The following is an 8,511-nucleotide window of genomic DNA, read 5'->3' as shown; positions in this document are numbered from 1 at the left end:
GGCGCATTCGTGCGCCGGCGTTCGCGCGCGTTTTAAGCGCTGGATCAGGGTTCCGGGTCGAATCTTGGGTCAAGATTCGACTTGGAACCCTGATCCAGCGGGGTGCGTCCGTCAGGGGGCGTCGGGCAGGGGGCGTCGCTCAGGGGGGCGTCGCTCAGGGGGGCGTCGGTCAGGGGGCGTCCGCGCTTCGCGCGACGGCTGTCACCAGAGGGACGGGCGCGACGGGTCGATCACGTGCAGCGGGACCTTCTCACCGAGCGCGTCGAGCACCACCTGCGCGCCGGCTTCCTGCGCGGCGGCGTACTCGGCGTCGGTGAGCGCCACGATCTGCAGGAACGCCAGCCCGCCGAACGGCGTCGGGATGGTGCCCAGCTCACTGTCCACAGTGAAGCCCAGCGCGGTCAGCCGGGTGTCCCGGTCGCCCAGCGTCAGCCGGCCCGGCCGCAGCGTCTGCCCCGGCGCGAACCACTCCCCCGTCGCGTGCACGTACGCCGACAGCTGCTGGATCAGCATGACCGCCCAGGCCGGCGGCGCCTCCCCGGCCGGACGGCGTACGGCGCGGAGGGTGAACTCGAAACCGAAACCCGAATCCACCGGGTTCTCGCTGTGCTTCTCGTACAGCTCCGACATCCCGTAGCTGATCAGGTGCCAGTGCGGCACCGGATCCTCCCGCGCGAAGATGCTGATCCCGTCGAGCGCCTCCACGCCGCCCAGGTAGGACGGCAGTTCCGGGGCGACATGCAGCGGGACCGCGTCGCCGTAGAGCCGCTCCAACGCGGCGTCGATCGCGCTCCAGCCAGGCGCCGAGTCATCGCCCACCATGCACGCACGGTACCCCGCGGATCGCGGAGCTCAACCTACTTCTTCTTGCCGAAGGTGGACCGGATCGCGAACCAGAGGATGGCGACGCCGATCGCGATGCCGACCAACCGCAGATAGCCCTGTTCGCTCCAGCCCTGGCCAGGGGTGTCGGCGAGGAGGGTGAGTCGGCGCATCGGCACTCCGTGGGGGTTTCGGAATCCGGCCGGGCGGGCACATTCCTGGCCGACCGAAGGAGGAGCTTTGACTGTAACGGATCCGGAGGGCTGGGAGTCCGAGGAGTGGGGCGGGCGCAGCATCGCGCGCGTTCTCGCCGATGAGCACACCCGGCTCCAGACCCTCCTTGACGACGCCCTGGCGGCGACCGGCGCCGCTACCGCACCTGAGTCCGGCGGACCCTCATCAGCGGCCGGGCCGACCCCGCCGCGGCAGGTCGCCGACGCGTTCATCGCCGCGATGAGCCGCCATCTGTCCGCCGAGGAGCAGGAGCTCTACCCGGCCGCCCGCACGGCCCTCGACAACGGCGATCGGCTTGTCGACGACGAGATCGAGGCCGATCGGGAGATCCTGCGCGTGCTCGCCGATCTGCACAAGGCGGACCCGGACGCCGAGGAGTTCGCCGCCCTGCTCGCACGGGCCGACCTGCACCTGCGCCGCCACGTACGCACCGCCGACGAGGACATCTTCCCGGAGCTGCGCCGCCGGCTCGACCGGGACCAGCAGGTGAAGCTGGGCAACCGGATCGACATCTTCGAAGAGGCCGCACCGACCCGGCCGCACCCGAACACGCCGTCGACTCCGCCGCTGAACAAGGTCGTCGACCCCGCGATCGGCACCGTCGACAAGGTGCGCGACGCGCTCTCGGGCCGCAAGACACGTCCGCAGGACTTGTAGCCCCAGCCCGTGATCTTGAACGGAAAACGCTGTCATAGCAACGCTTTCCGTTCAAGATCACCCAACCGGAGCGCACAGAAAAACGATCTAGGCGGGAAACGGTCGCTCAGGCAACCGTTTCCCGCCTAGATCATTTACGGTGGCTCGCACGGACGGCTCGCAGGCCCGCGCGAACCCAGTGGGTCAGCGGCGACGGCCCCGCCAGGCTGCCCGAGGTGCCCACCCGGCCAGGCTCAGGGCTACGAACAGGAAGCCCGCGGTGTTGAGCGTCGACGAGTTGACGATGTTGTTGGTCGACACGTCCAGCCACTGCACGAGCAGCGAGAGCGCGAAGAGCACAACTCCGATCCAGGCGAACATCTTTGACCCCTTCACATTGAGGGCGCTAAACGTTACTGTCCGGTAAACGCGACAACCTTTCGCATTACCCGAGAGTTCCGTCGTGAAGGGACACTGCCCATGTCCGTCAAAATCCAAACCAGGGCGACCCTCGTCCTCGCCCTCACCGCTGCGATGGTCGCCGTCGCCCCGGCCGCACCCGCGTCCGCCGCGAGCGCGTACCTCAAGACGAACGACTACTGCCTCGACCAGTGCAACGACATCCTGCCGCCGGGCGAGAACGGCAACGCCACGTTGGCCGGAATCCTGTTGCACCAAAGCATCGGCACCCGCCCGGCCCACTCCGCCGACCAGCTCGCCGCGTACGCCAACCTGCTCAGCGCGTACACGGGGTTGACGGACGAGCAGATCGGCCAGTTCTACAACGACGGCGCCTTCGGGGTGCCGGCCGGACAGGTGGAGAGCACCATCAGCCCCCGGTCCGACGTCACGATCGTGCGCGACAAGGCGACCGGCGTACCGCACGTCACGGGCACGACCCGCGAAGGCACGATGTTCGGCGCCGGGTACGCCGGAGCGCAGGACCGGCTGTTCCTCATGGATCTGCTGCGGCACGTCGGCCGGGGCACCCTGACGAGCTTCGCCGGTGGCTCACCCGGCAACCAGGACTTGGAGCAGAGTGTCTGGCGCAACTCGCCCTACACCGAAGCCGACCTCCAGGCTCAGGTCAACGCCCTGCAGAACAACGGCACCCGCGGCGCACTGCTGTACGCCGACATCACGCAGTACATCGCGGGTGTCAACGCGTACATCAACCACTGCATGACGCAGTCGCCGGTGGACTGCCCCGGCGAGTACGTGCTGACCGGCCACCTGGACGCGGTCACCAACGAGGGCGGGCCGGAACCGTTCAAGGTGACCGACATCGTGGCCATCTCCGGCGTCGTCGGCGGCCTGTTCGGCGGCGGTGGTGGCGGCGAGATGGCCTCAGCTCTCGTTCGCGTGGAAGCCCAGGCGAAGTACGGCGCGACCGTCGGCGACCAGGTCTGGCGCGCCTTCCGGGAGCAGAACGATCCCGAGACGCTGCTGACTCTCCACAATGGTCAGAGCTTCCCGTACGGGCAGTCGCCCGCGAACGCCACCGGGGTGGTGCTCCCCGACCGGGGCACGACGGCCGGCGTACCGGTGGTCTACAACCGCACCGGGTCGGCCGGGGTCTCCGCCGAGGCCGTCGAACCCGCCACCGAACGCAAGGGCATGTCGAACGCGATCGTGGTCTCCGGCTCCATGACGGCGACCGGCAACCCCATCGCCGTCTTCGGCCCGCAGACCGGCTACTTCTCCCCGCAGCTGCTCATGCTGGAGGAGTTGCAGGGACCCGGCATCAGCGCCCGGGGCGCGTCCTTCGCCGGGGTCAACCTCTACGTGCAGCTCGGCCGGGGCCAGGACTACGCCTGGAGCGCCACCTCCGCCGGGCAGGACATCACCGACACGTACGCCGTCCAGCTCTGCGAGACCAACGGGTCCACCCCGACGGTGAACTCGATGGCGTACCTGTTCCGTGGGGTGTGCACGCCGATGGAGACGCTGCGACAGGACAACTCCTGGCAGCCGACCACGGCGGACTCGACGCCGGCCGGGTCCTACTCCCTGATCACCTACCGCACGAAGTACGGCCTGGTCACGCATCGCGGGCTGGCCGGGGGCGTGCCGACGGCGTACACGTCGCTGCGCTCGACCTATCGGCACGAGGCCGACTCCGCGATCGGCTTCCAGATGTTCAACGACCCGTCGCAGATGGGCGACGCCGCCGCGTTCGACAACTCGGCGTCCAACGTCGGCTACGCCTTCAACTGGTTCTACGTGAACAACACGCAGGCGGCGTACTTCAACTCGGGTTCGAACCCGCAGCGGCAGTCCACCGCCGATCCGAACCTACCGCAGAAGGCCGACGCCGCGCACGAATGGGTCAACTGGAACCCCGACACCAACACGGCGGCGTATACCCCGGCGAGTGCCCATCCGCAGGCGGTGAACCAGGACTTCTTCGTCAGCTGGAACAACAAGCAGGCCAGGGACTACAGCGCCGCCGACGGCAACTTCAGCTTCGGCCCCGTTCATCGGGCGCAGTTGCTGGACAAGGGCGTACGCGCGGCCAGTGCGGGTGGGCACAAACTCACCCGCGCCGACGTCGTCCGCGTCATGGCCGACGCGGCGGTCTCCGACCTGCGGGCGACCGAGACGCTGGACCTGGCGCTGGACGTCATCGAGAGCCAGACCGTCACCGACGCCGGCCAGGCCGCTCTGGTCAGCAGCCTGCGAACCTGGCTGAACGCGGGCGGGCGGCGGGTCGAGACGTCGGCCGGCTCGCACGCCTACCAGTACGCCGACGCGATCCGCGTGTTCGACGCCTGGTGGCCGCTGCTGGTGTCCGGCGAGTTCAAGTCCTCGCTGGGCGACGGCCTCTACAACTCGCTCGTCGGCGCGATGCAGATCAACGAGTCGCCGTCGGGCGGGCAACAGGATCCGGCCGGCAGCGGCGGATCGCTGAACGACACCCAGGGCCACAAGGGCTCGTCGTTCCAGCACGGCTGGTGGGGCTACGTGAGCAAGGACCTGCGCTCGGTGCTCGGCCGGCCGGTCAGCGGCCCGCTCGCCGCGACCTACTGCGGCGGGGGCAGCCTGACCGCCTGCCGGTCTATGCTGCTCAGCACGTTGAGCAGCGCCTCGGCGACCCCGGCGGCGACGGTGTACCCGGCGGACAAGTACTGCTCGGCGGGCGACCAGTGGTGTGCCGACAGCGTCGTGCAGTCGCCGCTCGGCGGGATCACCGACGACAAGATCAGCTGGCAGAACCGCCCGACCTACCAGCAGGTCGTCTCGTTCCCCGCGCACCGCGGCGACAACATCGCCAACCTGGCCAACGGCAAGACCGCCACCGCGTCCAGCACGCAGTTCCTCACCAGCAACACTCCGGCCAAGGCGGTCGACGCCAGTGACGGCTCGCGCTGGTCCAGCTCCTACAACGACAGCAACTGGATCAAGGTCGATCTCGGCTCGGCCCAGACCGTGGGCCGGGTGCTGCTCCACTGGGAGTCGGCCTACGGACGCGCGTACCGGATCGAGGTCTCGTCCGACAACAGCACCTGGACCACCGTCTGGTCGACCACCACCGGCAACGGCGGTCTCGACATCGACGCCTTCAGCCCGGTGACCGCGAGATACGTGCGCATGACAGGAGTCACGCGCGGCACGTCCTACGGTTACTCGCTCTGGGAGTTCGAGGTGTACGCGAAATAGCAGCGACACGACAGGGCGGACTCCCGTCGGGGAGCCCGCCCTGTTCCGTGCGGTGAACTTATCCGATGTGGACGGCGCCACCCGGTGCGGCGGTGGCGTTCTTGTCCCGGCGGATCATCACGAAGGTGATGACCGCGGAGACCGCCAGCAGCACCGCGCTGACCGTGAACGCCACGTTGTAGCCGTGGATCGCGCCCATGGCCTTGTTGATGTCGGTCGGGCCGCCGTTGTCGACGATGTAGTTCGCGACCGCCGTGGTGAACACCGTGTTGAGCACGGCCACGCCGAGCGAGCCGCCGACCTGCTGCGAAGTGTTGATCATCGCGCTGGCCACCCCGGCGTCGTGGTTGGAGACACCCGACAGCGCGGTGTTACCGAGCGGCACGAAGCAGCAGGCCATGCCGACCGCCATGATGACCAGGGCGGGCAGGATCAGCTTCGGGTAGGACGAGTCCGCCTTCAGCTGAGTCAGCCACAGCATGCCGCCGGTCGCGAGCAGCGCGCCGACCGTCATCATCACGCGCGGGCCGACCTTGGGCAGGATCGCGCTGCCGAGCCCGGCGGTGAGGATGATGCCCGCCGAGAACGGCAGGTACGCCACACCGCTCTTGAGCGGCGAGTACTGCAGGGTGCCCTGGAAGTAGTAGGTCATGAACAGGAACATGCCCATCATGCCCGCGCCCAGGGTGACCGACGTGAGGTACGAGCCGCCCCGGTTGCGCTGCAACACGACGCGCATCGGCAGCAGCGGGTGCGAGCTGCGCACCTCGACGACGACGAACGCGATGAGCAGCACCGCCGAGAGCGCGAACAGGCTCAGCGTCACGCCGGAGGTCCAGCCGTCCTCGGCGGCCTTGGTGAAGCCGTAGACGAGGGTGACCAGGCCCGCGGTGGACAGCACCGCGCCGGGGATGTCGTACTTGGTGTCGCCCTCGGCCTTGCTCTCCCGGACGATCGGGATCGCCAGGAAGATCGCGATCGCCGCGACCGGGATGTTCACCAGCAGGCACCAGCGCCAGTCGAGGTACTGGGTGAGCAGACCGCCCAGGATCAGGCCGATGGCCGCGCCGCCGCCGGAGATGGCGCCGAACACGCCGAACGCCTTGGCGCGCTCCTTGACCTCGGTGAAGGTCACCGTGATCAGGGACAGCGCCGCCGGGGCGAGCAGCGCGCCGAAGACGCCCTGGAGCGCACGGGCGGCGAAGAGCATCCCGGCGTTCTGCGCCACACCGCCCAGCGCGGAGGCGAGCGCGAACCCGGCGAGGCCGATGAGCAGCATCCGCTTACGCCCGGCGAAGTCGGCGATCCGGCCGCCCAGCAGCAGCAGACCACCGAAGGCCAGCGTGTACGCCGTGACGATCCACTGCCGGTCGGCCTGCGAGATGTTCAGCGCCTCCTGGGCCGACGGCATCGCGATGTTCACGATGGTCGCGTCGAGGACCACCATGAGCTGGGCGATCGCGATGACGGTCAGCGCCAGCCAGCGCTTGGGGTCTGGCGGGTGCGACGTCGCTTGACCGGCGTCGGCCCGGGACGGGGTGGCGACGGAGCGGCGCGCCGTCGAGGTGTCGTTAGACATGGATGTCTCTTCCGTTGAGGTGATGAGGTGGCGGATTCTGGGCGCACGCGGCCCACCGCCGAACTCGGTCAGGCTAGAAGCCCCGTCCGACAATTAGATTTCGGTGGATTAACAGCGATATTTCAGCAGGGAGACCGTTTCAGCACAGGCAGTAGCACGTCATCCACGACATGCACCGCGTACGCCTCCGCCATCGGCCCGCACTGCCAGGTCTTATGGCTCACGATCATGGCGTGCATCACTTCTTGGAGCGTCCGGGCACCGGTGCCCACCGGAACCTCGCCCCGGGCGATCGCCCGGTCCACGATGGTGGTGAACAGGAACGCCTTGGACTCCAGAATGGTGCGCTGCAACGCATCGGCGAGGGCGGGCGTGTGACCCGCCGCAGTGATGAGGCCGGTGATGACGTCGCCGTCGGCACGGTTCGCGGCCGTGCACGCCCGGTCCATGAGGTCGAGCAGGTCGCCACGCAGCGACCCGGTGTCGACCGGGGGTGGTTCCTCCCCGAAGTGCTGGACGATGGCGTCGACGACCATCTCCGGCTTGTCGGTCCACGTCCGGTAGATGGTGGCCTTGCTGGCGTGCGCGCGCTCCGCCACGTGGTCCATCGTCATCCGGTCGTAGCCGACCTCGGCGAGCAACTCGAAGACCGCCTCGCAGATCGCCTCGCGGCGACCCGCCCCCCGGCGCGAGACGGGTCGGCGCAGGTCGACGTCCGTGCTAGACATGGTGTCGGTCATGGCTCCCCCTCCCCCTTCGAGCCACTGTGTACGAAACCGTTCCGTACACCGGACTCTAATCCCAAGATCGGCGATCACCCAACGCCCGACCGAGTGATGATCGCCACGGACGCGCCGAACTGGGATTCCGCCGCCTCCCCCGGCTCGACTAGCATCACTGGCTCACCCCCCGGGAGCTGCTATGACGGATCAGGAACCCCTGCTTGAGGCGTACAAGTCGAAGCGAGGAAGGACCGGCGTGTGGCTCGCGCTCGGCGCGGTCGTGCTCGCCGCGGGGCTCGTCGGCGGTCTTCTGCTGACGCCCCGCGCGGATCGCGTCGAACCGCTCGCCGTGCCCACCGCGCCCGGCTCGCTGTCCCCGTCGCCGGCGGTCACCAAGGCGGCGACGCGCAGCGTGGTCCTGCCCGCGAAACTGCTGGCCCAGCCGCGCCTGACCGACGCCACCCTCCAGAAGCTGGCCGACGGCATGACGCGGCAGTTCAAGGACACCTCGGCGGACGCCGACGACGCGGTCTCCGGGTTCTACGGCGACCTCGCGAAGCAGAAACTGACGATGGTGATCGCGGTCGAGGCGCCCGTCGGCAACCCCGCGACCTGGGCCAGCGGCATGACGCACGGGCTCAAGAGCAGCCTCAACGCCGGCCCGTTCCGCGACGTCGACGCGGGGCCGCTCGGCGGCAACGCCAAATGCGCCGACGCCAAGGCCAGCGGCATCACGATCGCCGTATGCCTCTGGGCCGACCAGGAGACGATCGCCGAGGCGCTGCGGATGCCGGGGCTGACCGACGTGCTGCGGCAGTTCATCGCCGACGAGATCGCCCAGAGTTTCACCCCACCGCC

7 protein-coding genes and 1 pseudogene are annotated in these 8,511 nt (G+C 68.8%); 3 read left to right on the top strand and 5 right to left on the bottom strand.

Annotated features, from left to right (window positions below; genetic code table 11):
- Nucleotides 1-201: 201 nt before the first annotated feature.
- Nucleotides 202-822: a suppressor of fused domain protein gene (locus tag AB0M47_RS40925; protein WP_363423936.1), complete on the bottom strand. Its 621-nt coding sequence runs from the start codon at nt 820-822 to the stop codon at nt 202-204.
- A 35-nt stretch (nt 823-857) separates the two neighbouring features.
- Entirely contained in the window at nt 858-995 is a 138-nt protein-coding gene (locus tag AB0M47_RS40920) for a hypothetical protein (RefSeq protein ID WP_363423933.1), read from the bottom strand.
- Between the two features lie 67 nt (nt 996-1,062).
- Between AB0M47_RS40920 and AB0M47_RS40915 the strand changes: the two genes are divergently transcribed.
- Nucleotides 1,063-1,713 (top strand): hemerythrin domain-containing protein, encoded by a 651-nt coding sequence (locus tag AB0M47_RS40915; RefSeq protein ID WP_363423930.1) that lies wholly within the window; start codon nt 1,063-1,065, stop codon nt 1,711-1,713.
- Between the two features lie 183 nt (nt 1,714-1,896).
- Here AB0M47_RS40915 and AB0M47_RS40910 read toward each other — a convergent pair whose 3' ends face one another.
- Complete coding sequence (locus tag AB0M47_RS40910; protein ID WP_363423927.1) at nt 1,897-2,073, bottom strand: hypothetical protein; 177 nt, start codon at nt 2,071-2,073, stop codon at nt 1,897-1,899.
- 99 nt (nt 2,074-2,172) lie between these two features.
- Between AB0M47_RS40910 and AB0M47_RS40905 the strand changes: the two genes are divergently transcribed.
- Nucleotides 2,173-5,352: a penicillin acylase family protein gene (locus AB0M47_RS40905; RefSeq protein ID WP_363423925.1), complete on the top strand. Its 3,180-nt coding sequence runs from the start codon at nt 2,173-2,175 to the stop codon at nt 5,350-5,352.
- A gap of 58 nt (nt 5,353-5,410) precedes the next feature.
- On the opposite strand, the gene AB0M47_RS40900 is transcribed toward AB0M47_RS40905, so the two are convergent.
- Nucleotides 5,411-6,931, bottom strand: a complete 1,521-nt coding sequence (locus tag AB0M47_RS40900) for an MFS transporter (protein ID WP_363423922.1) — start codon at nt 6,929-6,931, stop codon at nt 5,411-5,413.
- Nucleotides 6,932-7,053: 122 nt separating this feature from the next.
- Nucleotides 7,054-7,659, bottom strand: coding sequence for a TetR/AcrR family transcriptional regulator (locus AB0M47_RS40895; RefSeq protein ID WP_363423919.1), 606 nt, complete (start codon nt 7,657-7,659; stop codon nt 7,054-7,056).
- A 193-nt stretch (nt 7,660-7,852) separates the two neighbouring features.
- On the opposite strand from AB0M47_RS40895, the pseudogene AB0M47_RS40890 reads away from it, so the two are divergent.
- A pseudogene (locus tag AB0M47_RS40890) lies at nt 7,853-8,511 on the top strand (hypothetical protein); the annotation flags it as partial.

The organism is Hamadaea sp. NPDC051192 (assembly GCF_040682475.1).
In the GTDB taxonomy this organism is placed as follows: Bacteria; Actinomycetota; Actinomycetes; order Mycobacteriales; family Micromonosporaceae; genus Hamadaea; species Hamadaea flava.
This window is presented reverse-complemented; position numbering and strand designations above follow the sequence as displayed.

Excerpts from the sequence above, each read along its gene's own strand:
- AB0M47_RS40920 (WP_363423933.1), bottom strand. The coding sequence starts at position 995 with ATGCGCCGACTCACCCTCCTCGCCGACACCCCTGGCCAGGGCTGGAGC.
- AB0M47_RS40905 (WP_363423925.1), top strand. The coding sequence starts at position 2,173 with ATGTCCGTCAAAATCCAAACCAGGGCGACCCTCGTCCTCGCCCTCACC.
- AB0M47_RS40925 (WP_363423936.1), bottom strand. The coding sequence starts at position 822 with ATGGTGGGCGATGACTCGGCGCCTGGCTGGAGCGCGATCGACGCCGCG.
- AB0M47_RS40900 (WP_363423922.1), bottom strand. The coding sequence starts at position 6,931 with ATGTCTAACGACACCTCGACGGCGCGCCGCTCCGTCGCCACCCCGTCC.
- AB0M47_RS40895 (WP_363423919.1), bottom strand. The coding sequence starts at position 7,659 with ATGTCTAGCACGGACGTCGACCTGCGCCGACCCGTCTCGCGCCGGGGG.
- AB0M47_RS40910 (WP_363423927.1), bottom strand. The coding sequence starts at position 2,073 with ATGTTCGCCTGGATCGGAGTTGTGCTCTTCGCGCTCTCGCTGCTCGTG.